Raw genomic sequence first — 25,100 nt, forward strand, 5'->3', positions numbered from 1 at the left:
CCATCGTCGGGTAGACTTCTGGGGTTGCTCCGGTACGGAGTGATCACACCGCGGGGTGTGGCGCAGCTTGGTAGCGCGCCTCGTTCGGGACGAGGAGGTCGCAGGTTCAAATCCTGTCACCCCGACACTGTGTTGAGACAGTACGAAGAAGGCCCTGGTTCTCCGGAACCGGGGCCTTCTGCTTTCCCCACAGCCGTGTGTCCGACGACCCACCCGGTCGGTTCCCGTCCGTCGTCGGCCGCGGCTCCGGCTACGCTCACGAACGACATGCCGAACGACCGCTCCCTCGCCCACGTCCTCGCCGAGATCGGCGCGCAGTTCCCCGAGTTCGCCGAGGACCCCGCGCTGGCCGAGAGCCTGACCGAGAACATCACGTCGATGATCGCGGACGCCCACGAGCGGTACGCCGCCGGCGCCGACGGCAGCGTCGTGAGCAACGCCTACCTCGACCCGGCGCACCTGGCGACGGGTGCCCTGCACGCTGAGCACGCGCAGCACCCGGCCGGCGCGATGCTCGCGGCCGAGATGCTCTTCGACGCGTACGTGCCGGTCTTCGTCGACGAGGTCGGCGCCGTCACCACCGCCGAGGTCATCCGCGCCACCCGCGCCCTGCACTCGGGCATCTGGAGCCGGTTCCCCGCCGGCGCCGTCGCCTACACCGAGGCGCTGCGCCAGCGGGTCACCACGGCGCACCTCGACTCGCGGACGCAGATCGCCCGGGACCTGCACGACCGCGTGGCGCACGGGATCCTCGCCGGACTGCAACGGCTCGACCTCGTCCTGCTCACCGATCCCCCGGCGGCGGAGCGCGCAGAGCAGCTCGACGCCGCGAGCCGTCTGCTCCGGTCGGCGCTCGGCGACGTGCAGGACCTCGCCGTGAGCCTGCACGCCCGGGTCGGTGACGCGCTGCTCGACGACGCGCTGGCCCGGCACGCGAAGGACCTGTTCCGCGACGACGAACGACTGACGGTGCACTCGACCGGCACCCCGGCACGGCTGCCGGTCTGGCAGGCCGAGGAAGCCCTGACGATCCTGCTCGAGGCGCTCACGAACCGGGCGAAGCACGCGCCCGGCTCCACCGCGACGGTGGACTTCGCCTGGGGCAGGCGGGCCCTGGTGGTGACGGTGTCCGACGACGGGCCCGGGTTCGCACCGGAGGACCACGCCGACGGCCGGCTCGGTCAGCAGACGATGCGGGAGCGTGCCGCCGTCATCGGGGCGCGCTTCGACGTCGAGAGCGCTCCGGGCACGGGGACGACCGTCCGGCTGACCATCCCGAGGGGGACCCTGTGACCATCACCCACGTCGCGATCGTCGACGACCACCGGCTCTTCCGCGAGGGCCTGGCTACCATCCTCGGCGCCGTCCCGAGCATCCGCGTCGTGTCACACGGTGAACGTCCTGCCGACGTCCTCGACTCCCCCGAGGCCGCGGCGATCGACGTGCTGCTGCTCGACGTCGAGCTCGACGGTCCCCCGGCGCGGACGACGATCGCGACCGTGCGACGCACCCGGCCGGACATCCACGTCGTCGTGCTCACCATGCACCGGGACGCCGTGCTCCGACGGACGCTCCTCGACGCGGGCGCGGTCGACTTCGTCACGAAGGACACCCCGAGCCGCGAGCTCGTCGACCGCATCGCCCGGGCTGCGCACGCCGACGCGGCGCCGGTGACGTTCCCGGTCGACCTGGTCACCGAGGCCCGTGCGGGCGCACCGCTGAGCGACCGCGAGCTCGAGGTGCTCCGCCTCGTCGCGGCCGCACGCACGAACGCCGAGATCGCCGCCGACCTGCAGCTCGCGATCGGCACGGTGAAGCGGCACGTCTACAACGTGTTCCGGAAGCTCGACGTCGGTTCGCGGGTCGCCGCCGTGGCCGCCGCGACGCGCCTCGGCCTGCTCACCTGAGGCACCGCCGCACTCCGCGAGCAGCAGTGGTCGAGTGCGCGTCGTCGACCCGACCACTCCTGCTCACGAAGTTAACGAGACCGCGTGGACAGGACCGCGTGGACGAGACCGCGTGTGCGGGACCGCGCTGACTAGACCGCCGCGGCCGCGCCGGCGGGCACGAGGCGCCCCTCGCCGTGCAGGCGCGCCACGACGTCGAGCGCCTGGTGGCGGTACCGGGCCTGTGCCGCACCGGGCGACACGATCACGCCGTTCGCCCCGGTCGACGCCACCAGTGCGTTGATCTTCTCCGCGACCTGCTCGGCGTTCCCGTAGGCCTGACGCTCGGTGCGGGCGGCGATGAACCGACGCTCGAGGTCGGTGAACTCGTACGCACGCGCCTCGTCCATCGAGACCGGTTCGGGCTTCCGGCCGGAGCGCATCCGGATGAAGGAGATCATGCCGGGAGCGCTCTGCTCGTCCACGACGGCGGGGTCCTCGTCGGTGACGACCTGCACGCCGATCAGCGCGTTCGGCGTCTGCCGGAAGCGCGACGGCCGGAACGAGTCGCGGTACAGGGCGAGCGCCGCCTCGGTGTTGTCCGAGGCGAAGTGGTGCGCGAAGGCGAACGAGACGCCGAGCGCACCCGCGACCTGGGCGCTGTAGCCGGAGGACCCGAGCAGCCAGAACTCCGGCACGTCGCCGTAGCCCGGCACGGCGCGGATGCCCGCGAGCGGGTTGCCCTCGTCCATCCCGGTGAAGAACCCGATGAGGTCGGCGAGCCGCTCCGGGAAGTCGTCGACGTCCAGGCGGTCGGTGCGGCGGAGCGCCATCGCCGTCGCCCCGTCGGTGCCGGGCGCACGCCCGAGGCCGAGGTCGACCCGGTCGCCGTACAGCGCACGGAGGGTGCCGAACTGCTCGGCGACGACGAGCGGCGCGTGGTTCGGCAGCATCACGCCGCCGGAGCCGATGCGGATGGTCGAGGTGGCCGCACCGACGGCGCTGAGCAGCACGGCGGGAGCCGACGACGTGATGCCGGGCATGCCGTGGTGCTCGGCGACCCAGAAGCGCTCGTAGCCGAGCTGCTCGGCGTGGACGGCCATGTCGATCGAGCCCTGCAGGGCCTCGGTGTTGGACTGGCCGTACTCACGGGTGGCGAGGTCCAGGACGGACAGGTGCAGGGTGTCGTCGGTCATGTGTGCACCAACGCCCGCCGTCCTGCGCGCATTCCACCGGAGACCGGTCACGACGTGCCGTCGCCTGGTCGGCGGGCGGTCGCCGGGCGTCACCCGGCGATCGCGGGGGCGACGGTTCGCGACTACTCGGCGGAGCTGCGTGGCGCGCCCTGGAACCGCGTCGCGGCGGCCGGGAGGCGCGGGGCGGGGCCGTGCCGCGCCTCCCGGCCGGCGTCCGGTCACGTCTCGGGCGCGCACCGGTCACGACGTGCCGTGCGCACCTCGCGGACCGGTCACGTCCGGTGGCCCGACGGGCGCACCGACGACGGAACGTGACCGCTCGGCGGACCCGAGCGGGGTGTCGTGACCGGCGGACCCGAGCGGTCAGTTGCCGTCGAGGCGACCGCCGGACTCCGTCAGGTAGCAGTTGGCGCAGAGCGACTCGTAGGCGACGTCGACGCCGTCGATCGCGACCTGCGAGCCGTCGAAGACGAAGCGGCTGTCGACGGTCCGCGCGTTGAAGACCGCCTTGCGGCCGCAGCGACAGATGGTCTTGAGCTCCTCGAGGGAGTGCGCGACCTCGAGCAGACGGGCGCTGCCGGGGAAGGCCTCGGTGCGGAAGTCGGTGCGGATGCCGTAGGTGATGACCGGGACCTCGTCGAGGACGGCGATCCGCAGCAGGTCGTCGACCTGGCGCGGGGTGAGGAACTGCGCCTCGTCGACGAGCACGCAGCTGACCGGCCGGACCATGCCGTCGAGCCGGTCGGACCCGGGGTCGGTCGCCCCGGCCGTCGTCACCGCGTCGCGCACGTCGGCGTCGGGGGCGAACACGAGGTCGACGGTGCGGGTCACGCCGAGTCGCGAGACGATCTCACGGTCACCCTTCGTGTCGACGGCGGGCTTCGCCAGCAGTACCCGGTGGCCGCGCTCCTCGTAGTTGTAGGCGGCCTGCAGGAGCCCGGTGCTCTTGCCGCTGTTCATCGCGCCGTAGCGGAAGTAGAGCTTCGCCACTACGCGAGGAACCCGTCCTCGGCGGCGCGACGGATGAGGTCGGACTTCTTCGACGCGGGCCGACCGACCTTGCTGTACTTCTCGCGCACGCGGCGCAGGTAGGTCTTCGCGGTCTCGTACTGCACGTTCATCTGCGCGGCGACCTCGTTCGTGGAGTGGCCGGAGACGTACAGGCGCAGCGCCTCTTCCTCGCCGGCGCTGAGCTTCGGGCGCTGGTGCGCCTGCGCGCCCGTCGGCAGCGGACGCCACTCGCGCGGCTGCGGGGTCTCGCGGGCGACGCCCATGATCTCGCGGGCGACGTCCATGACCTCGCGCATCGGCAGGGACTTCGACAGGAACGCCGCGGCGCCTGCGGCGAGGGCACGGTCGCGGGACTCGCGGCTGTCGACGCTCGAGAGCACGATCACCTTCGCACCGGCGGCGCGGCAGGTACGCACGCGGGCCTCGATCGAGACCGGCTCCTTCAGCTGGAAGTCGAGGAACACCAGGTCGGTCGGGAAGCTGTCGCTGTGGACCATCTCGAGCCAGGTGTGCGCGGTCAGGGCCAGGTCGAAGTCGAACGCGTTCACCGCGATCCAGCTGGACAGGCTGTCGAGCAGCACCTCGTGGTCGTCGAGGATGGCCAACCGCACGCGTCGTGCTCCCGGGTTCGGCAGGGACGGCAGACCTTCCGAGAGCCGGTTCGGGTCAGTGCTGGTCATAGGAGAACCTTAGTGCGAGGGCGGAGGGGCGGACCGCGACGTCGAGGTCGGGGAACGTCACGCGGAGGACGGCGAGGTAGGGGTCGAAGGTGCGGTGGATGCCGACGTCGGAGTCGTCCACGGCGAGGTCGAGCGTGAGGACGGCCCGGTCGGCGGAGGCGTCGGTCGTGTGCCCGGTCGCCTCGTCCGCCCGGCGGACCGTCGCGTGGAACCCGGCCGGGTCGACGGTCCTCGCCTGCAGTGCGGCCCGGACGAAGGTCCGGACGACGGATCGCTGGTCGGCGTCGAGGCGTGCGATCAGCCCGTCCGGGTCGTCGACCGTCGGTGTCTCGCCGCCGTCGGTGCGGACGGCCTGCTCGAACCAGGTGCGGTCGGCGTCCGCCACCATGGACCGGCGGATGCCGTCCGCGATGCGGCGGGCCCGTGCACGGTCGGTGTCGGTGATCGTGTCGCGCGTGCGGAGCTCGGCGAAGAACGGCGCGACGTCACGCGCCAGGATCGTCGAGCGGTCCTGCTGCACGCTCGCGGCGATGCCGTCACGCTCGGCGCGCTCCACCGAGTACGACCCGGCCCGGATCTGCACCCGCTCGGCGAGCCCGGCGAAGGTCCACGCGAACACCGCGGCGGCGGCCGTCAGCACGAGCGTCGGCGCCGCGGCCAGGTAGCCCGCCACCACGACGGGCACCTGGTTCGGGAACACGGCGGCCCCCGCGCCCCAGGTGACCGCGTTGACGGCGGCGAGCACGAGCCCGCCGACGGTCAGGTCGGTCCACGGGCGGTACGGCGCGACCATGACGATCCCGGTCGCGGTGATGAGGGACATGAAGTCGTTCAGGGCGCTCTCGTCCGGCCCCCACTGGGCGGCGACGCTCGCGACCGAGGCGGCCGCGAGCAGGCCGACGTGCGCGACGAACGCCGAGCGCGGGAACGGCGCCCGGAACGGACTCGACGCCGCGAACACCACGCCGGCGGACGCCGCGACCAGGATGACGGTGAGCGCGCTCAACGTCGGGCTGCCGACCACGTCACGGTCGAAGAGCGACACGAGCAACGCCCAGAGCACGCTCGCGGCCCCGATGACGATCGCCAGCGGCCGCGACCCCATCGCGCCGAGCGGGTCGTACTGCTGCGCCGTCCGCCTGGCGCCGGACACGGGCCTCACCCGCGCCGCCCGGAGTCGTCGTCGCCGGACACCGGCACCGCGATCGCGCCGGTGGCGGGCGCGTAGGGCACGGACATCATCACGCTCGTCCCCGAGCCGGGCGACGACCACACCTGGACGTCACCGCCGACGCGACCGATGCGTTCGCGCACCGAACCGCGGAGTCCCATCCGGTCGGTACCGGTCTCCTGCTCGTCGAAGCCCCGGCCGTCGTCGACGACCATCACCGTGCACGAGGCACTGTCGTCGAAGACACTGACCTCGGCGGCGTCGGTGCCGGCGTGCTTCTGCACGTTCGCCAGGCACTGGCCGACGGCACGGACCACGGCGGTGAGTGCCCGCTCGTCGAGCCCGTCGAGCGCGGACGGGTCGCCGGAGACGGTGACGTCGAGGCCGCTCGCCCGGTGCTCGTCGAGCATCCGCTCGAAGGCGTCCGAGGCGGCACCCGGCCGCGGACCGGTCTGCGGCGCGAGCCACTCCTTGCCGGTGAGCACGGCGAGGTCGGCGTCGACCGTCGCGGCGAGCTGGCGGTCGATGGGGCCGTCCGGGGCCAGGGCGATCGCCCCGAGGTGGTTCAGCACGGTGTCGTGCAGGATCGCGGACGCCTCGGCCTCGACCCCCGCGCGGTACGCCGACACGTGTTCCTCGCGCGCGGAGCGCAGGAGTTCCGGCTGCACCCGTTCGGACCGCCCGGTCGAGCGGCTGGTGACGAGCACGAGCGCGACGACGAAGACCACCGTGACCCAGGCCAGCACGAGGGGTCGGGCGGGACCACCGGTCTGCAGGACCGCGACCGCCGAGGCCGCACGACCGACGACGAAGCCCGCCACCGACCAGAGCGCGACACGCCCCGGGACCGCACCGGCCCCGCCGACGAGGATGAGCGGGATCACCGAGAGCGACAGCAGGTAGGACGCCACCCAGCCGGTCGGGACCTCACGCGAGACGACGAGCGCGAACCACCAGGCGCACACCCCGCCGACGGCCAGGAACGCGACCGCCGACCGCCACGTGCCGAACTGCACGTGCACCGCGACCATGCCGAGCATCGGGACGAGTGCGAGCACCGCCCCCGCGATCCGGATGTCCGGCTCGGCCACCCGGTAGAGCACGAGCGCCAGCGCCGCGGCGACGATCGACCCGATGGCCGCCGCGTGGAAGGCGCGCACCGTCGACCACGCGTTCACTCGCGGAGCGAGGTGCGTGGGGATGCCGAGCACGAGGGAGTCCTTCCGGGCGGCGACGGGAACGCCGACCACGATCCAACCACCGGGACGGTGACCGTGTACCCCGAATCGGGATCGGTCCGGTGGCCAGGTCGATGATACCGGCACCTCGCGGGTCCCTGCTGTCCCCCGAAGGCGGACCGGTGCGATCAGAACAGCGTCTGTGCCGCCACCGGGCGGAGGAGCCGGCGGTCGAAGCCCGGATCGGCACGCTTCAGGGGCGACACGGCCGGGATCGACTGCTCCTGCGGCAACGTCCGCGGTTCCGAGAACCCCATCGACCCCGTCGCCGGGTCGACCCGGCCGAGGCCGACGCCGTGCGCGGCCAGGATCGGGCGGATGCGCTCGGACAACCACCGCCGGTACTCCTTCGGCGCGTACGTGTTGTCGAGGTACATCGCCCGGTACCGCTGCGCCAGGTCGGGTCGCTCCCGGCCCAGCCACTCGAACCACCACGGCTTCACGCCCGGGCGCAGGTGCAGCGCCGAGTACGCGATGCTCGTCGCCCCGGCGGCCGCGGCCCGACCGACCGCGTCGTCGAGGTGCGCCTTCGTGTCCGTGATGTACGGCAGCACGGGCATGAGGAAGACGGCGCAGTCGAGCCCGGCGTCGCGGACGGCCCGCACGGTCGCGAGCCGCGCCGAGGTCGTCGGGGTCCCGGACTCGACCGACTGCTGCAGGTCGTCGTCGTACACCGCGATCGACATCGCCAGGTCGACCGGCACCACCTTCGCCGCCTCGACCAGGAGCGGCAGGTCACGGCGGAGCAGCGTGCCCTTGGTGAGGATGCTGAACGGCGTCCGTGACGCCGCCAGCGCCTCGATCACCCCGGGCATCAGGCGGTAGCGGCCCTCGGCGCGCTGGTAGGGGTCGGTGTTCGTGCCGAGGGCGACCGGGTGGCGGTCCCAGGTGGGCTTGGTGAGCTCCCGGTGCAGCACGTCGGCCACGTTCGTCTTCACGACGATCTGCTGGTCGAAGTCCGCTCCCCCGTCGAACTCGAGGTACGTGTGCGTCGGACGGGCGAAGCAGTACACGCACGCGTGGCTGCACCCGCGGTACGGGTTGATCGTCCACCCGTACGTCCCCGACCCGTCGGCGCTCGGCACCCGGTTGAGCGCGCTCTTCGCCAGGACCTCGTGGAAGGTGACCCCGGCGAACTCCGGCGTCGTCACGCTCCGCACGAACCCGCTGTTCGACTCCATGCCCGGGAGCGCGTCGTCCTGTGCCGCGTCGATCGCCTGTCCACTCCACCGCATGCCGACATTCGAACACATGTTCGAACCAGCCGCAAGCCGTGCCCGGTCGTGGCGGCCGTCAGTGGTGCAGGCCGAGCACCTTCGCCGTGCGCTCGAGCGTGGCGTCCGCCAGGGCAGCGTCGTCGCCGAGGTCCTGCCCGTAGGTGGGGACCATCGTGCGGACGTCGTCCTGCCAGCCGTCCCAGCGGTCCGGGAAGCACCGGCGCAGCAGGCCGAGCATGATCGGCACCGCCGTCGACGCCCCGGGCGACGCTCCGAGCAGCCCGGCGATCGACCCGTCGGCCGAGGTGATGACCTCGGTCCCGAACTGCAGCACGCCGCCCTTGTCCTTGTCCGGCTTGATCACCTGGACGCGCTGCCCGGCGGTGATGCGGTGCCAGTTCTCCGGCTCGGCGTTCGGCATGAAGTCGCGCAGGGCGTCGAACTTCGTCTTCCGCGACGCCAGCAGCTGGCCGATCAGGTACCGGACCAGGTCGAAGTTCGAGAACGCCACGCTGAGCATCGGCCGCAGGTTGTGCGGACGGACCGAGCGGACCAGGTCGAGCAGGGAGCCCTGCTTGAGGAACTTCGGGCTGAAGCCCGCGTACGGCCCGAACATCAGCGACGCCGTGCCGTCGACGATGCGGGTGTCGAGGTGCGGCACGGACATCGGCGGTGCGCCGACGCTGGCCTTGCCGTAGACCTTGGCCGCGTGCTTCTGCACGACCTCGGGGTCGTCGGTGCGCAGGAACTCACCGGACACCGGGAAGCCGCCGTAGCCCCGGATCTCCGGGATGCCGGACTTCTGCAGCAGGTGCAGCGCACCGCCCCCAGCGCCGACGAAGACGAACTTCGCGGCGATGCGCTGGGTCGATCGGCCGATCTCGTTGCGGACGTCGACGACCCAGCCCTCGCTGACCGTCGAGCGGGAGAGCTTCGTGACCTGGTGCGACGGCTCGAACTCGACCCCGTCGACCTCGAGCTGGTCGAACAGCTGGCGGGTCAGCGAGCCGAAGTCGACGTCGGACCCCGCGGCGGAGTAGGTCGCCGCGATCGGCTGGTCCTTCTTGCGCCCGGGGATGAGCGCGGGCGCCCACTTGCGGATCTGCGCCGGGTCGTCCGAGAACTCGATCCCCGCGAAGAGCGGGTGGCCCTGCATCGCCTCGTACCGCTTGCGCATGTACTCGACGTTCTCCGCGCCCCACACGAACGAGATGTGCGGCGTCGGGTTGATGAAGTCGGAGGGGTTCGGCAGCGCGCCGGTCTCGACCAGGTGCGCCCAGAACTGCCGTGAGACCTGGAACTGCTCGTTGACCGTGACCGCCTTGGCGATGTCGACGCGACCGTCCGGCAGCTCGGGCGTGTAGTTCAGCTCGCACAGGGCGGAGTGCCCGGTCCCGGCGTTGTTCCACGGGTTCGAGGACTCCTGCGCCACGCTGCCGAGCCGCTCGTACACCCGGATCTTCCACGACGGCTCGAGCCGGTGGATGATCGCGCCGAGCGTGGCGCTCATGATGCCTCCGCCGATGAGGACGACGTCGATGGGGTCCACCTGCTTCACTGCCACGCGTCGATCCTACCGGCGCGCGCCGACAGGCCGATCAGCGCGACAAGCCGGTCACCGCGACAGGAGGATCAGCTCGGCTGGCCGGTCAGCTCGGCTGGCCGGGACGCCGTGGCCGCTCGGGAGGCCCGGCGCGCGTCCGGCGGACCGGTGACCCGCCGCCGGGCCGCCAGGACCGCTGCCGGTGCCGGGCGGGCAGGGACGGTCGCCTCGCGCTCGCCCTCGCCCTCGCCCCTGTTTTCGCCGCCGAGCGCGCGCGGCGCGCCACGCGGCTGCGCCTCCGCCTGCGCCTGCGCCTGCGCCTGCGCCTGCGAACGGAGCGTGCCGCGGCGCCAGCCCCGACCGGCCCCCGTACGACGCGAGGCCCGCCCCGCTGACGCGGGACGGGCCTCCAGGCCGGGCTGCTGCTACGCGGCGACCGCGCGACGCGCGACGATCGTCTCGGCGATCTGCACCGCGTTGAGCGCTGCGCCCTTCCGCAGGTTGTCGTTGCTCACGAAGAGCACGAGGCCCCGCCCCTCGGGCGCGGACTGGTCGGTGCGGATGCGGCCGACGAACGCAGGGTCCTTGCCGGCCGCCTGCAGGGGGGTCGGGACGTCCGAGAGCTCGACGCCCGGCGCGCTCGCCAGGATCTCGGTCGCGCGCTCCGGCGACAGCGGCTGCGCGAACTCGGCGTGCACCGAGATGGAGTGCCCGGTGAAGACCGGCACGCGCACACAGGTGCCCGCGACGAGCAGGTCGGGCAGCTCGAGGATCTTCCGGCTCTCGTTGCGGAGCTTCTTCTCCTCGTCGGTCTCGCCGAGGCCGTCCTCGACGATGCTGCCGGCGAGCGGCACGACGTCGAAGGCGATCGGGCGGACGTACTTGACCGGCTCCGGGAACGTCACGGCCGTGCCGTCGTGGGTGAGCGCCGCGGTGTCCTGCTCGAGCGCGGCCTTCGCCTGACCGAGCAGCTCGTCGACGCCGGCGAGCCCGGAGCCGGACACGGCCTGGTAGGTCGTGGCGACGAGTCGGCGCAGCCCGGCCTCGGTGTCGAGGACCTTCAGCACCGGCATGATCGACATCGTCGTGCAGTTCGGGTTCGCGATGATGCCCTTCGGCGCCTGGTCGATGGCGTGCGGGTTCACCTCGCTCACGACGAGCGGGACCTCGGGGTCCATCCGCCAGGCGCTCGAGTTGTCGACGACGAGCGCTCCCGCAGCGGCGAACTTCGGCGCGAGGGCACGCGAGGCGGTGGCCCCTGCGGAGAACAGCGCGATGTCGATGCCCGAGGGGTCGGCGGTCTCGGAGTCCTCGACGACGATCTGCTCGCCACGGAACGGCAGCGTCGTGCCGGCGGACCGGGCGCTCGCGAAGAAGCGGACCCGGTCGGCCGGGAACGCGCGCTCCTCGAGCAGGCGGCGCATCACGGCGCCGACCTGGCCGGTGGCGCCGACGACGGCGACGGTGAGGGTGCTCATGCGGTGCTCCTGGTGGTTCGGCAGTTCTGCGGTGCGGTGGGCGTCAGCGGCCGGTGCCGGCGTAGACGACGGCCTCGGCGTCGGCGTCCAGACCGAACGCGCTGTGGACGACGCGCATCGCCTCGTTCAGGGTGTCGGCGCGGGTCACGACGGAGATGCGGATCTCCGACGTGGAGATCATCTCGATGTTGATCGAGGCGTCGTGCAGGGCGCGGAAGAGCTGCGCCGAGACGCCGGCGTTCGTTCGCATGCCGGCCCCGACCAGGGCGAGCTTGCCGATCTGGTCGTCGTACTGGATGCTCTCGTAGCCGATGTCGGCCTTCGCGACCTCGAGCGCCGTGAGCACGGTCTGGCCCTGGTCCTTCGGCAGGGTGAACGAGATGTCCGTCCGCCCGGTCGACGCGGCCGACACGTTCTGGACGATCATGTCGATGTTCGCACCGGCGCGCGCGACGTTCGTGAAGATCTCGGCGGCCTTGCCGGGCTGGTCCGGCACGCCGACGACGGTGATCTTGCCCTCGGAGAGGTCTCCGGCGATCCCGGTGATGATCGGTTCTTCCACGGTTTCCCCCTCGACAGGGTTGTAGACGATGGTGCCCTCGTTGTTGTTGAACGAGGACCGGACGTGCAGGGTGACGCCGTGCCGTCGGGCGTACTCGACGGCACGGATGTAGAGGACCTTCGCGCCGGAGGCGGCGAGCTCGAGCATCTCCTCGCTCGTGACGCGGTCGACCTTGCGGGCCTTCGGCACCACGCGGGGGTCCGCGGTGAAGATGCCGTCGACGTCGGTGTAGATCTCGCAGACGTCGGCGTCGAGCGCGGCGGCGAGGGCGACGGCTGTGGTGTCGGACCCGCCGCGGCCGAGCGTGGTGATCTCGCCCGTGGTGCGGTTGAAGCCCTGGAACCCGGCGACGATCGCGACGTGGCCGGAGTCGAGCGCCTCGCGCACGCGCTTCGGGGTGACGTCGACGATGCGGGCCTTGCCGTGCTGGGCGTCGGTGAGCATGCCGGCCTGGCTGCCGGTGTACGACGACGCTTCGACCCCGAGGCTCTTGATCGCCATCGCGAGCAGCGCCATCGAGATGCGCTCCCCCGCCGTGAGCAGCATGTCGAGCTCGCGTCCGGCCGGGATCGGCGTCACCGAGTGCGCGAGGTCCACGAGCTCGTCGGTGGTGTCGCCCATCGCGGACACCGCCACGACGACGTCGTTGCCGGCCTTCTTCGTCTCGACGATCCGCTTCGCCACGCGCTTGATGCTCTCGGCGTCCGCGACGGAGGATCCACCGAACTTCTGCACGATCAAGGCCACTGGCTGGTACTCCCGGGGACGACGACACCGCGAGGTCTCGCGGTGTCCCAATGCTAGAGGGTGATCCGGGGATGTTGCGTGCGGGACGCCCCTGACGCAACGATCCTGCGCGGCGGTCAGCCGCCGACCACGCGCCGTCCCTCGAACGCACGGCCGAGCGTGACCTCGTCGGCGTACTCCAGGTCGCCGCCGACGGGCAGGCCCGAGGCCAGACGCGTCGTCCGGATGCCCATCGGCACGAGCAGGCGACTGAGGTACGTCGCCGTCGCCTCGCCCTCGAGGTTCGGGTCGGTGGCGATGATGACCTCGTCGACGGTGCCGTCGGCCAGCCGGGTCATGAGCTGCTGGATGCGCAGGTCGTCGGGACCGATGCCGTCGATCGGACTGATCGCGCCGCCGAGCACGTGGTACAGCCCGCGGAACTCGCGGGTGCGCTCGATCGCCGCGACGTCCTTGGCCTCCTCGACCACGCAGATCACCGCGGGCGAGCGCCGGGGATCGCGGCAGATGCTGCACTGCACGTTCTCGGTGACGTTGCCGCAGATCTCGCAGAAGCGGACCCGCTGCTTGACGTCCGCCAGCAGCTCGGACAGCCGCGTCGGGTCGAAGGACTCGGTCTGCAGGATGTGGAACGCGATGCGCTGCGCCGACTTCGGACCGATGCCGGGCAGGCGGCCGAACTCGTCGATGAGGTCCTGGACGATGCCGTCGTACATCAGGCACCGTCCTGGTGGAGAGCGGTTTCCTCGATGAACTGGGCGTTGAGGATCTCACGCACGACCGCCTCGCCGTAGCGACCGGCGACCGGGGCGCGACGCGCGGGCGGCGCGGTCCGCGGTGCGGCTGCCGCGGCGGGCTGGGCCGGAGCGGCCTGCGCCGGGGCTGCCTGCGCCGGAGCGGGTCGACCCGGCGCCTGCCGCTGGGGCGGGGACGAGCCGGCGGCGGGGTCCGGGAAGGGTGCGCCGTCGTCGTACGGTTCGTCGTCGAGCGGGTAGTCGTCGACCGGGACGCCGGGTGCGGCAGCCGGTGCGGTGCCCGTGGGCTGCCGGGCACCGGACTGCGGCGCGGCGGCGGCCGGCTGGCCCTGCGGTTCGACGACCTCGGCCGGGGCGACGGGCGCCGAGGCCGGGACGGCCCCGAAGGGTGCCGCCCAGCTCGGCTCGACCGACTCCGGCACGGCGTCGGCGGTGGGGTCGGCCGCCGGGATCGTCGCGACGGCCCAGTCCGTCACCGGCGCCCCCGACGACTGGGGAGCAGGAGCGGATGCGGCGGAGGGTGCGGATGCGGGCGCCGGAGCCTCGGGGTCCGGCGTCGGGGCCGTCCGTCCCGAAGCGGACGAGGTGGCGGGCGCAGCGGCGGCCGGAGCCGGAGCCGGAGCCGGAGCCGGAGCCACGGGTACCGCGGCCTGAGGCGCGGCGGCCTGAGGCGCGGCGGCTGCGTCGGCCGGCGGTGCCGCGGGCGTCGGCGTGCTCGGCGTGGCCTGCGGGGCGGGGGCCGGCGCCGACTGCTGCTGCTGCTGCTGCTGCTGCTGCTGGCGAGGCTGCCCGGCACCGCCCGGACCGCGCGCGACGAACTTCACGCGGAGCCCGATGACGTCCATGATCGCGGACCGCAGGAGCTCGCTGACGCTGTCGTCCGGGTCGGACATCTCCTTGAAGGACACGACGTCCTGCTGGCTCGGGAAGGTCAGGGTGAGCACGTCCTCGCGCAGCGCGGTGACCTGCGCCGTCACCACGACGGACCACGCCGAGCGCTTCGCGCGCTGGACGTGCTCGACGATCTGCGGCCACGCGTCGCGCATCTGCTGGAAGCCGACCGCACCCACGGTGCGGACCGCCGGCTCGTCGCCGATGGTGGTGCCCTGACCGGTCGACGAGGGGCTGACTGGGCTGGCCGGGGTCGCCGACGTCGACCCGGTCTGCGCGGCCGGTGCCTCGGTCGGCGCCTGGGCCGGGATCGATGCCGTGCCCACGCCGCTGGACTGCGACCGGCCGTCCGACGGTGCTCCGGGAGCGCTCGGCGCGACCGCGGCCCACGACGCGGCGGCGTCCCGGGCGACCGCGCCGGCGTCGGCCTGCGGCGCGGCGGCGGGAGCACCGGTCGCAGCAGCAGGAGCAGCGGTCGGAGCAGGAGCGGCAGGAGCGGCAGGAGCAGCGGTGCGCGTCGGCGCAGGAGCCGCGGCGGCCGGCTGCTCGCGTCGCGGCGCGGCCGGTGCGTCCGGTTGAGCCACGACGGGGGCCGCCGCGACGCTCGAGGTCGCCTGGTGACCACCGGCGTCGCCGACCCCCACCCGTCGTTCGAGCCGCTCCACGCGAGCCAGCGCACCGCGCTGGGTGTCGTCGGCCTCGGGCACGAGCATGCGTGCCGTCATGAGCTCGAGGTGCAGGCGCGGCGAGGTCGCGCCCGTCATCTCGGTGAGCGCCCGGTTCGCGATGTCCGCCCCGCGGGAGAGACCGGTCGCGCCGAAGACGCCGGCCTGGCGGGTCATGGTGTCGAGCTCTTCGGGTGAGACCCCGCGCAACACGGCCGCGGCGCTCTCGTTCGTCGCGGCGACGACGATGAGGTCGCGCAGCCGCTCGAGCAGGTCCTCGACGAAGCGCCGGGGGTCCTGCCCCGTCTGCACCACGCGGTCGATCGCGGCGAAGGCGGACGCGGGGTCTGCCACGGCGAGCGCGTCGACGACGTCGTCGAGCAGGGCCGCGTCGGTGTACCCGAGCAGCGCGACGGCTCGCTCGTAGGCGATCGCGCCGTCCTCGCTGCCGGCCATCAGCTGGTCGAGCAGGGACAGGGTGTCGCGGACCGAACCGCCACCGGCGCGGACCACGAGCGGCAGCACGCCGGGGGCGACGCCCACCGACTCCTGCGTGCAGAGCTGCTCGACGTACTCGAGCATCGCCGCGGGCGGCACGAGCCGGAACGGGTAGTGGTGCGTGCGGGAGCGGATCGTGCCGATGACCTTCTCGGGCTCGGTCGTCGCGAAGATGAACTTGACGTGCTCCGGCGGCTCCTCGACCAGCTTGAGCAGCGCGTTGAACCCCTGCGGGGTGACCATGTGCGCTTCGTCGAGGATGAAGATCTTGTAGCGGTCACGTGCCGGTGCGAAGACGGCGCGGTCGCGGAGGTCACGGGCGTCGTCGACACCGTTGTGGCTGGCGGCGTCGATCTCGATGACGTCGAGCGAGCCGCTGCCGTCGCGGGCGAGCTCGACGCAGCTCGGGCAGACACCGCAGGGGGTGTCGGTCGGACCCTCGGCACAGTTCAGGCAGCGCGCCAGGATGCGGGCCGAGGTCGTCTTCCCGCAGCCGCGCGGGCCGCTGAACAGGTAGGCGTGGTTGACACGGTTGGTCCGGAGCGCGGTGCGCAGCGGGTCGGTGACCTGCGACTGCCCGATGAGCTCGGCGAAGTTCTCGGGCCGGTAACGGCGATACAGGGCGGTGACCACGCAGCAAGGGTAGCCGGGACGGCCGACACCCGCGTGCCCGTCCACAGGTCGGTGCGGTGCTCCCGGACCACCTCGTCGAGGCGCGTCGCACGCCGGGGACGCACCGCGCCTCCCGTCCGTGCGGAGACGGGCGGGAGGCGCGGTGCGGACGGGGCCTAGCCGCGGGTGCGGTGGCCACCCCTGCGGACGCGGCGTGCCAGGCGGGACAGGCCGAGCAGCAGGACCCCGAGGAGGAGCAGACCGGTCGCCGTCCCGGCGATCGGCGCGACGTCCGCGCCGGTGAAGGCGAGGCCGCCGGTGACCGGGCCGGCCCCGCTCCCGTTCCCGCTGCCGCTGCCGGGGAGGCCGCCGGTGCCGGTGCCGGGGAGGCCGCCGGTGCCGGTGCCCGGCCCCGCCACCCCGCCCGGCGTGCCCGGTGTGCCCGACGCAGCGGCTGCGTCGACCGTCACGCTGACCGTCTGCGGCGCCGAGGTCGCGGTCCCCACCGTCTCCGTCACGCGGATCGTGTGCGGCCCGACCGCCATCCGGACCACGACCGACCACGCGCCGGTGTCGTCGGCCGTCGTCGTGACGGGGTTCCCGTCGTCGACGACGAGCGTCACGACCGCCCGCGGTTCGGCGGTCCCGGTGACGCGCCACGCCACCGTGCCGTCGGCCGAGGCCGTGCGGTGCTCGCCCGGTGCCGGCGACGTGATGGCCACCGGTTCGATCGCGTCCACGACGATCCGCACCGGCGGAGCCGTCGAGGTCGTGCCGTTGACGGACTGGCTGGCGGTGATCATCCAGTCCCCCTCCGGCACGCGGTCGAACACGACGGTCCAGTCGCCGTCGTCGTCGGCGGTGGTCGTCCGGACCTGACCGTCGGACAGCGTCACCCGGACGGCGACCCGCGGCGTGGCGTGCCCGGTCACCCGGAACGTCCCCGTGTCACCGGGACCGGTCGCCGGGACGAGCTGCCCCGGGACCGGGCTCGTGATGGTGATCGCCGTCGGCTGGGCGACGACCACGGTGATGCCCGTCGTGACCGGCGCGGAGGTCCGGCCGCCCACGGTCTCGGTCACCGACACGGTGTGGTCGCCCGGCGGGACGTCGCCCACCGTGACGGTCCACGAGCCGTCGTCGCCGGCGGTCGTCGTCACGGTGTGCCCGTCGACGTCCACCGTGACGACCGCGCCCGGTTCCGCGGTGCCGCGCACCGGCACCGAGGCCGTGGTCCCCGTGGTCGGGATCCGCTGCCCGTCGGTCGGGCTGGTGACGGTGACCGGCGCAGCGGCCGTCACGGTGAACCCGACCGCCGCGGCGTCCGTGGTGTCGCCGTCGACGGTCTGCCGGGCCGTGACGCTGTGCGCGCCCGTGCCGACGTCGGTGACCGTGACCGCCCAGGTGCCGTCGTCGTCCGCGACCGTCGTCACGGCGGTGCCGTCGTCGACGCGGACCGTCACCGGTGCGCCCGGTGCGGCCGTGCCGACGACGCGGACGTCCGTCGTCCCGCCGAGGACCCGGTAGGCGGTGCCGTCGACCGGTCGGGTGATGACGACCGCGGCGGCGGGCGCCACCGCGACGGTGACGGTCCGGACCACCGGGTCCGACGTGGTGCCGCCGACGACCTGGGTGACGGTGACCGTGTGGTCACCGCGGCCGACCGCGGGCAGCACGGCCGACCAGACCCCGTCCGGGCCGACGGTCGCGGCGACCGCGTCCTCGTCGTCGCGGACGATCCGGACCGTCGCGCCCGGCTCGCCGCGACCGCTGACCGGGACGGTCGTGGTCGGTGCGCTCGCCGGCACGGTGAACGTCGTCCCGTCGGTCGGCGCCGTGACGGTCAGCGCCGCGCCCGGTGCCACCGTGAAGGTGCTCCGGACCGGGCCGGACGTCGAGTCCCCCACGGTCTGGGTGGCCCGGACCGTGTGGTCGCCGACACCGAGGTCGGTGAGCCGCGCACTCCAGGTGCCCGCGTCGGTGGCGGTCACGGAGCGTGCGTCACCGCCGTCCACCGACACCCGCACGGCGGCACCGGCCTGCGCCGCCCCGGACGCCGTGACGGTCGCGAGCGAGTCGCGCTGGGCGACGCGGACCGTCGACCCGTCCGCCGGGGTCGCGATCGTGATCGGGTCGGCCACGACGACGCGGACGGTCACCGTCTCCGGCGAGGACTCGGTGTCGCCGACGCGCTGCGTCACGCTCACCGTGGTGGTGCCGGCCGGGACGTCCGGGACGGAGACCGTCCACGCGCCGTCGCCGTCCGCCGTGGTCGACGCGGTGTGCCCGTCGCCGAGGTCGACGAGCACGGTCGCTCCCGGCTCGGCCGTCCCGCTCACCGTGATCGTCGTGGTCGCGTCGCGGTCCGCGACCGTGACCACCTGACCGGCCGTCGGCGAGTCGATCTCGACGGGCGCCGCGGCCTCGACCTCGAACGGCACCCGGACGGGCTCGGTCGAGGTGGATCCGCCGACCGTCTGGGTCACCTGCACGGTGTGCGGGCCGACGCCGAGCCGTGGGACGTCGACCGTCCACGAACCGTCGTCCCGCGCCGTGACCTCGACCGGGTCGCGGCGGTCGACGGTCACCGTGACCGTCGCACCCGGCTGGGCGTCGCCGGCCACCGTGACGGTGGTCGTCGCCGCGTCGTCGGCGACCGTGATCGGGTCGTCCCCGGGCTGCCGGACCGTCAGGGGTGCGGCGGCGAGCACGGACACCGGTCGTTCGACCGCCACGCTCGTGGTGCCGCCGACCGACTGGGTGACCGAGGCGGTGAACGATCCCCTGGGCACGTCGCGGACGGTCGCCGACCAGTCGCCGTCACCGTCCACCCGAGCCGTGGCGCTGCCGCCGTCGCCGAGGTCGACCGTGACGGTCGCGCCCGGCTGACCGGTGCCCGCGAAGCGGACGTCCGTGGTCGCGTCGGCGTCGGCGACCGTGACCGTCGTGGCGTCGGCCGGGGTCGTCACCGCGAGCGGCGCACCGGCGCGCACCGACACCGCGGCGGAGACCGGTGCCGAGGTCCCGCCGCCGACGAGCTGCGTGGCCGTGACCCGGTGGTCGCCGACCGGGACGTCCCGGAAGGTCACCGCCCAGTCGCCGTCCGCGGTGGCTGCGGTCGTGCGGGTCTCCCCCGTCGACAGGCGGACGGTGACCTCCGCACCGGCCTGGGCGCGGCCGCTCGCCCGCACGTCCGCGGTCCCGGACGCGTCGGCGACGGTCAGGACCGCGCCGTCGGCCGGGGTCACGAGCGTCAGGCGGGTGCCGGCCCGCACCGTGACGGTCTGCGCCGGAGCGGAGGCGGTGGTGCCGCCGACCGTCTGGCTCGCGGTCAGCGACACCGCGCCCACCCCCACCCCGGGGAACGTGACCGTCCAGGCCCCGTCGCCGTCGGCGGTGGTCGTCATGGTGGTGTCACCGAGCCGCACGGCGACCGGGGCACCGGCCGAGGCCGTGCCGGTCACGGCGACGTCGCGCGTCGCGTCGGCGTCCGGCACGAGCAGCACGGCTCCGGCGTCGGGTGTGCTGACCCGCACCGGCGGGGCCGCGTCGAGCTCGATCGTCCGGTCGACGGGGTCGGAGGTGCGCGGGTCGGAGACGGTGCCCGGCAGGGTCTGCGTCACCGACACCGGGTGCGACCCGACGCCGAGGTCCGGCAACGACACCGTCCAGGTGCCGTCGTCGCCGATCGTCGTGCGCTGGTCGGCGAACCCGTCGCCGGTCACCCGGACCGTGGCGCCGGGCTGGCCGGCGCCGGTCAGGGTGACGTCGCGCTGCACGTCCGGACCGGCGACCAGGATCGGGTCCGTCCCCGGTCCGGTGACCGTCAGGGCGCTCGCCGTGTCGACGGTGAACGTCGTCGGGACCGCGGTCGTCGTCACCCCGTCGACCTCCTGCGACGCCGTCACGGTGCGGTCGCCGGTCGGTGCGAGGCCGTCGAGGACCACCCGCCACGCGCCCGCTGCGTCCGCGGTCGTGGTGGCACGTATGCCGGGTCCGGCGGAGACCACGACGGTCGCACCGGGCTCCGCGGTGCCGGTGACCGGGACGGTGGCCGTGGCGTCGCCGTCGACCACGACGAAGCGGGAGCCGCTCGCCGGGGAGTCGATCACGACGCCGGTGCCCGGCACGACGGTGAAGTCGCGCGTGACGACCGGGCCGTCGGTCCCCGTGACGGTCTCGACCGCGCGGACGGTGTGCTCGCCGATGCCGAGCGGGCTGCTCGGGAGCACCCAGTTGCCCTCGGTGTCGACCACGACCCGGACCGGGTCGCCGTCGTCGACGGTGACCGCGACGGTCGCGCCCGGTTCCGCCGTGCCGCGGACCACGACGTCCGCCGTGCCGTCGGTGCCCGCGGGGACCTGCTGCGCGGCCCCCGGTGCCTCGACGACGAGCGCGGCGCCGGCGGCGACGGTCAGGTCGCGCTCGACGGGAGCGGACGTCTCGCCGTCGACCGTCTGGGTGACGGCGGCGGTGTGGTCGCCCGTGGCGACCGACGGCAGCGTGAGCGACCAGTCGCCCTGTGCGTCGGCCCGGGTGGTGCGGGTGTCGCCGTCGTCGAGGACGACGTCGATCCGTGCCCCCGGCTGCGCGGTGCCCCGGACGGTGACGTCGACGACGGAGTCGTCGGTCGCCACCCGGACGGTCGCGCCCTGGGTCGGCGTGGTGACGGCGAGCGGAGCACCCGCCTGCACCGTCACGACCTGCCGGACCGCCGACCCGGTGGTCCCGCCGACGGTCTGCGTCGCGGTGACGGTGTACCGCCCGACGGGGACGTCCTCGACCGTCGTGGCCCAGGACCCGTCCGCCAGCGCGGTGGTGGTCGCGGTGAGACCGTCGCCGAGCGACACCCGGACCGCGGCGCGCGGCTCGGCCGTGCCCGTCAGGTCGAGGTCGGTCGTCGTGTCGGCGTCGAGGACCGTGACCACGTCGCCGTCGTCGGGCGACGTGACCACGAGCGGGTCGCCGGCGGCGACGGAGAAGGTCGAGGTGACCGGCGCCGAGGTGGCGCCGTCGACGGTCTGCCGCGCCGTGACGGTGCGGTCGCCGACCGGCACGCCGACGAAGGTCGTCGTCCACCGGCCGTCGCCGTCCGCGTCGACGTCGCTCGTGAACGAGCCGCCGATGCCGACGTGCACCCGGGCGTCGGGTGCCGCCGAACCGCTCACCGTGACCGGCGTCGTCGACGAGTCGTCCGCGACCGTGACGGTCGAGCCGTCGACCGGTGCGTCGACGGTGAGCGCCGGTGCGGCGGTGACCGTGACCGTGCGGTCGACCGGTTCGCTCGTCGAGCCACCGGTCGTCTGGGTCACGTGGGCCGTCCAGCGCCCGGCGGGCACGTCCGCCACCGTGGCCGACCACGAGCCGTCGCTGTTCGCGGTCGTCGTCGCGGTGCGGCCGTCGCCGAGGTCGACGTCGACCCGGGCACCGGCCTGCGCCGTGCCGGAGAACGCGATCGACCGGATGTCGCCGACGAGCGGGAGGTCCTGGCCCTCGGTCGGACGGTCGACGGTCAGGTCCGCGGCGGCGACGACCCGGAAGGCCCGGGTGACGGCTGCCGACGTGCTGTCACCGACGGTCTGGGTCACCCGTGCGGTCTGGTCCCCCACCGGGACGCTCGGGACGGTGACGCTCCACGCGCCGCTGCCGTCGGCGGTGCCCGACGCGGTCAGGCCGCCGCCGAGGTCCACGTCGATGCCCGCGTTCGCGGTCGCCGTGCCGGTCAGGGTCACCGGGGCGGTGGTGCCCGTGGTGGTGAAGGTCTGGCCGGCCGTCGGGCTGGTGACCACCAGCGCGCGCTGGGCGACCACGGAGAAGGACTGCGTCGTCGTCACGGCCGCCGCACCGGCGACGGTCTGCGTCGCGGTCACGGTCTGGTCGCCGGTCGGCACGCCGGGGACGGTGGTCGTCCAGCTGCCGTCCGCGGCCACCGTGGCGGCGCCGGTGCGGCCACCGCCGAGGTCGAGTGCGATCGAGCCGCCGGGTTCGCCGGTGCCGCTCACCCGGATGGTGCGGGTCGACGTCGCGGACGGGACGCTGAACTGCTGGCCCGCCGTCGGGGCGGTGATCGTCGGCGGCGTGACCGCCGCGGCGCGGACCGTCGAGGTGGCGAGGTCCACGGTGGCGACGTCCGGTCCGGGCAGCACCGAGAGCCGCAGCGCGTGCACGCTCCGCGCTCCGGGGTCGTACCCGCGCGGGTCGCGGAAGCCGGTGGTGGCGTCCTGGGCGTTGACGGTCAGGTCGATCACCTGGCGGAGCAGCAGCACCACGGGTGCGAGTGCCGTGGAGACCCCGGTCGTCGTCGCGGTGAGCGTCGTGCCGAGGCCGGTCAGGGCGTCCCCGGTGACGAGCGGCCGCACGATCGTCTGCAGTGCGGGGACGACGACGGAGTTCACCGCCGGGGCGAGCAGGGTGGCCAGCGTCGTCAGGCCGAGCGGTCCGCGCGTGGCGGTGACCGTGGCCGTCGCGGCGCCGGTGCCGGCGAGGTCCCCGAGCGTGGTGTCGGCGCGCAGTGCGAGTCCGGTGAGGGGCGCGCCCGCGAGCGAGACGTTCGCGGTGACGTCGACGGTCACCGGGGTCGCGTTGATCGTGCTGACGACCGCGGTCTGCAGCGCGGCCGGCAGCCGCGTGCCGAGGATCGTCGTGATGCTGCGGTTGATCGAGTCGACGGCCGCCGCGGTGAGCACCGGGGTGTTCGCGGGCTGCCCGTTCAACGTCGTCAGGTCGTCGAGGTCGACCGTGATCGAGCCGGTGGACGGGGTGATGGTGACCGCCCCGTCCGTCAGCGGCTGCTGGAGCACGCGGGTGAGCGTGTCGCGCAGGTCGAGGTCGACGGTCGCCCGGACCGTCGTGCCGTTCACGGTGACGAGTCCGAGGGCCGTCCCCCGCAGCAGGCGCTGCAGCTGGGCGGTCAGCGCGGTCGTGGTGCCCGCCAGTGCCCCGTCGGCTCCGACCGTGGCGTCCACCCGGTCGGAGAACGTGCCGAGGTCGCTCCCCAGCGACGTGGTGAGCGCCGCCACCGCGGGGCTCGTGAACCCCAGGCTCGCGTCGGCGATGCGGTAGTCGGACGTGGTCTCGACCGTCGCGCCGCGCGTGGTCTGCAGGCGCGAGGCGAGCGCACCGACCCGCAGCTGCGACCGCGACAGCAGCGTCGCGTCCGCGCCGACGCGCGAGAAGAGCGGCTGGAGGTCGAGGGTGGCCGCGCCCGTGCCGGACCCGGTGCCGACCCCGATGCCGCCGTCGTTGGTCAGCAGGCCGGACGACGCCGTCGCCCCGCCCGCCGCCGTGGTGGCGTACTGCCCGTCGACCCCGAGGGTGAGCAGGCCGTTCGGTCCGAGCAGGTCGACGTCGTTGCCGAGGTCGACGCCGACCGTGCGCAGGGCTTCGAGGTCCAGGGGCTGGTTCGCCGTCCCGCCGCCTCCGGTGGCGCTGCGGTTCGAGTAGGCGCCGCCGAGCTGCACGATGCCGTCGGCGTCGACGATGCCGGATCCGCTGAGCAGCACCCCCTCGGCCTCGGCGACGTCGTTCTGCGCCGCCGCCGCGGGCTGGATGACCGCGAGTGCCGCGACGAGCGCCGCCACGGTGGCGACGACCCCTCCGCGCAGCAGCAGTCGCCGATCGCCCGGTGCTCGTCGTCGAGCCCGGCCGTCGGTGCCGATGATCCGTCGTGTCCGTTCGTCCGCTCGTGTGGGTACGGAGGTACCACGGAGCGACGCGTGCCTGCGCATGCGTGTCTCTCATCCTGGCGGGCGCACCCGCCACCTGATCCGGATTCCCCCGCTGGTGAGACGGGAGAGGTCGGGACCCTGGTTGGGGGTCCGTGGAGGGATCGTCGCACACGGACGGCCGGCTTGTCAGCCCCCTGCGTTACCCCTACAGGGGGCACAGCCCGGATGGCCCCCGGAGCGAGGAGGACCAGGACGCGAGATCAGCGCAGCCCCGGTCACCCACCCCCGGAACGAGAAGACTCCTCACGCACCCGCTCTCGAGATGAGCGCAGCCCCGGTTACCCCCCGGAACGAGAAGACTCCTCACGCACCCGCCAGAGCCCGGTTACCCTTGCTGCGTTTCCGCCCTGGGGGAGTTGGCCTGGATGGCGTCACGTGAGGAGCCGCAGAGCAGTCTACCGGATGGCAGGAGCAGGATCGGACACATGAAGATCGCCATCGCCGGAGGACACGGCCAGATCGCCCTGCTCCTCGCCCACCAGATCACCGACGCCGGACACGACGCCGTCGCCATCGTCCGCAACCCCGCGCACGTCTCCGACGTCGAGCAGCAGGGCGCCCGGGCGATCGTGGCGGACCTGGAGCAGCTCGGCGACGACGAGCTCGCGTTGCGGCTGCGCGGTGTCGACGCCGTGGTGTTCGCCGCCGGTGCCGGGCCGGGCAGCGGCGCCGAGCGCAAGCTGTCCGTCGACCGCGACGCCGCGATCCTGCTCGCGGACGCCGCCGAGCGGGCGGGCATCGAACGCTACGTGATGGTGTCGGCGATGGCGGCGGACACGTACGACCCGGAGCTCGCGGTCGTGCCGGCGAAGGACGACGACGCCGTGTTCCAGGTCTACCTGCGGGCGAAGGCCGAGGCGGACGCGAACCTGCGCGCACGCCGCCTGCGGTGGACGATCGTCCGGCCGGGTGCGCTCGTGGACACCCCGCCGCAGGGCACGGTCGACGTCGGTCGGACGGTCCCCCGCGGGTCGGTCACGCGGGCGGACGTCGCCACCGTCGTGCTGCACGCGCTGCTCGACGACACCGCGGTCGGCGTGCAGTTCGAGGTCACGAACGGCAACACCCCGATCCCCGCGGCGCTCGACGCCCTGCGCTGATCCTCCGGCCGCGCCCCGGTACGGTCGTCGCGCCCCGGTGCGTCGGGGCGCGATGACCGCACCGGGGCGCGAAGCGACGGCACGGCGCGGCACCGCGAAGCGGCGCGCCCGCCTGGACGGCCG

The 25,100-nt window shown here is 73.8% G+C and carries 15 protein-coding genes, 1 tRNA gene and 1 other RNA gene; 4 read left to right on the forward strand and 13 right to left on the reverse strand.

The window, feature by feature from the left end; genetic code table 11:
* The first annotated feature begins 51 nt into the window (after positions 1–51).
* The 3 genes from BIU97_RS14320 to BIU97_RS14330 all read left to right on the forward strand — a co-directional run bounded on the left by BIU97_RS14320 (position 52) and on the right by BIU97_RS14330 (position 1,907).
* Positions 52–125: transfer RNA gene (locus BIU97_RS14320), tRNA-Pro, on the forward strand.
* 142 nt (positions 126–267) lie between these two features.
* On the forward strand, positions 268–1,293 hold the full coding sequence (locus tag BIU97_RS14325; RefSeq protein WP_071261308.1) for a sensor histidine kinase: 1,026 nt from the start codon (positions 268–270) through the stop codon (positions 1,291–1,293).
* Positions 1,290–1,907 (forward strand): response regulator transcription factor, encoded by a 618-nt coding sequence (locus tag BIU97_RS14330; protein WP_071261306.1) that lies wholly within the window; start codon positions 1,290–1,292, stop codon positions 1,905–1,907. Before BIU97_RS14325 ends, BIU97_RS14330 begins: the two co-directional genes overlap by 4 nt.
* Positions 1,908–2,038: 131 nt before the next feature.
* Here the strand turns inward: BIU97_RS14330 and BIU97_RS14335 are convergent, their stop codons facing one another.
* The 13 genes from BIU97_RS14335 to ffs form a co-directional block, all read right to left on the reverse strand.
* Positions 2,039–3,082, reverse strand: a complete 1,044-nt coding sequence (locus tag BIU97_RS14335; RefSeq protein WP_071261296.1) for an LLM class flavin-dependent oxidoreductase — start codon at positions 3,080–3,082, stop codon at positions 2,039–2,041.
* Between the two features lie 363 nt (positions 3,083–3,445).
* The gene (locus BIU97_RS14340; protein WP_071261290.1) at positions 3,446–4,072 is read right to left on the reverse strand and encodes a thymidine kinase; all 627 of its coding nucleotides are present in this window, start codon (positions 4,070–4,072) and stop codon (positions 3,446–3,448) included.
* On the reverse strand, positions 4,072–4,773 hold the full coding sequence (locus BIU97_RS14345; protein WP_071261287.1) for a response regulator transcription factor: 702 nt from the start codon (positions 4,771–4,773) through the stop codon (positions 4,072–4,074). Before BIU97_RS14345 ends, BIU97_RS14340 begins: the two co-directional genes overlap by 1 nt.
* Complete coding sequence (locus BIU97_RS14350; protein ID WP_071261282.1) at positions 4,760–5,926, reverse strand: hypothetical protein; 1,167 nt, start codon at positions 5,924–5,926, stop codon at positions 4,760–4,762. The genes BIU97_RS14345 and BIU97_RS14350 overlap by 14 nt, the downstream gene beginning before the upstream one ends.
* Positions 5,927–5,931: 5 nt before the next feature.
* Positions 5,932–7,155: a sensor histidine kinase gene (locus tag BIU97_RS14355; protein ID WP_139196059.1), complete on the reverse strand. Its 1,224-nt coding sequence runs from the start codon at positions 7,153–7,155 to the stop codon at positions 5,932–5,934.
* A 155-nt stretch (positions 7,156–7,310) separates the two neighbouring features.
* The gene (locus BIU97_RS14360) at positions 7,311–8,417 is read right to left on the reverse strand and encodes an Rv2578c family radical SAM protein (protein WP_071261278.1); all 1,107 of its coding nucleotides are present in this window, start codon (positions 8,415–8,417) and stop codon (positions 7,311–7,313) included.
* A 58-nt stretch (positions 8,418–8,475) separates the two neighbouring features.
* Positions 8,476–9,963, reverse strand: coding sequence for a malate:quinone oxidoreductase (locus BIU97_RS14365; protein ID WP_083404841.1), 1,488 nt, complete (start codon positions 9,961–9,963; stop codon positions 8,476–8,478).
* A 404-nt stretch (positions 9,964–10,367) separates the two neighbouring features.
* On the reverse strand, positions 10,368–11,420 hold the full coding sequence (locus BIU97_RS14370) for an aspartate-semialdehyde dehydrogenase (protein ID WP_071298016.1): 1,053 nt from the start codon (positions 11,418–11,420) through the stop codon (positions 10,368–10,370).
* Between the two features lie 43 nt (positions 11,421–11,463).
* Entirely contained in the window at positions 11,464–12,729 is a 1,266-nt protein-coding gene (locus BIU97_RS14375; RefSeq protein WP_071261273.1) for an aspartate kinase, read from the reverse strand.
* Between the two features lie 116 nt (positions 12,730–12,845).
* A complete protein-coding gene (gene recR, locus BIU97_RS14380) occupies positions 12,846–13,445 on the reverse strand; it encodes a recombination mediator RecR (protein ID WP_071261271.1) in 600 nt (199 codons plus the stop codon).
* Positions 13,445–16,171, reverse strand: a complete 2,727-nt coding sequence (locus BIU97_RS14385) for a DNA polymerase III subunit gamma and tau (RefSeq protein ID WP_071298017.1) — start codon at positions 16,169–16,171, stop codon at positions 13,445–13,447. Before BIU97_RS14385 ends, recR begins: the two co-directional genes overlap by 1 nt.
* 155 nt (positions 16,172–16,326) lie before the next feature.
* Positions 16,327–23,730 carry a choice-of-anchor G family protein gene (locus tag BIU97_RS14390; RefSeq protein WP_071298018.1) on the reverse strand — a complete coding sequence of 2,468 codons (7,404 nt, stop codon included), beginning with the start codon at positions 23,728–23,730 and terminating at the stop codon, positions 16,327–16,329.
* 438 nt (positions 23,731–24,168) lie between these two features.
* Positions 24,169–24,265, reverse strand: an RNA gene (ffs, locus tag BIU97_RS14395) — signal recognition particle sRNA small type.
* Between the two features lie 37 nt (positions 24,266–24,302).
* On the opposite strand from ffs, the gene BIU97_RS14400 reads away from it, so the two are divergent.
* Positions 24,303–24,977, forward strand: coding sequence for an NAD(P)H-binding protein (locus tag BIU97_RS14400; protein ID WP_071298019.1), 675 nt, complete (start codon positions 24,303–24,305; stop codon positions 24,975–24,977).
* The last annotated feature ends 123 nt before the right edge of the window (positions 24,978–25,100 follow it).

Source organism: Curtobacterium sp. MCBA15_009 (assembly GCF_001864895.1).
Taxonomy (GTDB): Bacteria; Actinomycetota; Actinomycetes; order Actinomycetales; family Microbacteriaceae; genus Curtobacterium.